This window comes from Escherichia sp. AM3 (assembly GCF_032029835.1).
In the GTDB taxonomy this organism is placed as follows: Bacteria; Pseudomonadota; Gammaproteobacteria; order Enterobacterales; family Enterobacteriaceae; genus Escherichia; species Escherichia coli.
This window is the reverse complement of the sequence record NZ_JAVUPQ010000305.1, coordinates 1-1335: the sequence shown is the minus strand read 5'-3', so window position 1 is coordinate 1335 and position 1335 is coordinate 1. Positions and strand designations below refer to the sequence as shown.

Annotated in this window: 1 pseudogene; it reads right to left on the bottom strand. The window is 49.5% G+C overall.

Annotation, left to right across the window (positions count from 1 at the left end):
* Positions 1 to 30: 30 nt before the first annotated feature.
* A pseudogene (gene traU / locus RTW80_RS25325) lies at positions 31 to 1335 on the bottom strand (IncI1-type conjugal transfer protein TraU); the annotation flags it as partial.

Genomic DNA, 1335 nt, shown 5'->3' with positions numbered 1-1335 from the left:
ACTCGTGCCTCTTTTTACCCTGATTACTCACAGTACTGGAACACCACTACCATCTGGTGCCGGGCCTTCCGGCATTTTCAGGAAGCGTTTCAGCATAAATTCAGGCACGTTGAAGTTATCCCTCAGTACGGGGATATCTTCGGGTTTGTAGCGTATTAACCAGAGAGTATTTGCTGACTTAAGAACGCTTTCCGGGTAGTCCCTCAGATACTGCGTACTCAGAACCGTGCGGATAGCAAACTTGCGTTGCTCACGCTCCTGGGTATCCAGATTTTCCCAGATGAAGTCAATGCCCCGGGCGTTATGCAGTTCATCATAAACTTTTGTCTTAACCTCCTGATCAAGTTGGTTAATACGTTTAAGAGCGATTTCATGGTATTCCCGTGGAAGCTGCTTTAACACTTCATCCCTGTATTGTGGCAGGGTGAAGTCACCACCGGCGATCTGACCTGCAAGCAGGTACATGATGCCGGTTTTAAGCCTGCCTGCAGGCGTTTTGTCACCGGCAACATTATTCAGATCGACAGCGATGACCCGGGTTTCCGGGTTGATCATAAACCGGGTATACCCGGATATCATGGGGTAGTCGTTATGTCCCTGCTCGAGAGCGCGGCGGATGTAGTCCAGCAGAAGTTCGTTTGAACCATCACGCTGAACAGTACCGAAAACATCCCTGAGACTGGTATGGCCCAGCATCGAGGACACTTCGGGAAGCTGGGGCATTGCCTGATAATGTGCCCGCTGAGCCGCCATGATATACCCGGCATTGTGGAGCATATCCCGGACTTCGAACCAGGTTGATCTGGCCCACCAGGCTGCATCATGTTTTTCATACAGTCCCGAGTCCTGCAGTGCTGAATCCACCAGTTCTTCCGTTGAGGCGCGATAAAGTCGCGGATTATTTTCACCGTACTCTTTAAAAGCCAGCTCGATAAGCTGGTTGATAATTTGTCGGGTGTCTCCGGGGTTACAGGGTTGACCGGTACCGGTATCGACACAGAGAGCACACAGCACAGATGACATGAAATTCTTTTCCGGCGTAATAGGCTTTTTAGCGCCGTACATCACGTCAAAAAGGTTACGGGTGTATTCCGGATCATTGCTCAGAATAATACCGACAGCTTCGTCTTTTCTTTCCGGAGGAAGACAGTCGCGAATAAGCTGAACCAGTCCCTGAGCACTGTATCCCTTATCGATATAGGCAATGAAGGGCAGGTTTTTCTGAGCAGATGATATCTGTATTTCCGACAACGTATTAATCAGAACTGATTTACCCAGTCCCGGATCGCCTGGTGCCAGTTCTGTATGTTTATTTTGTTGGGATGACGCCAGACC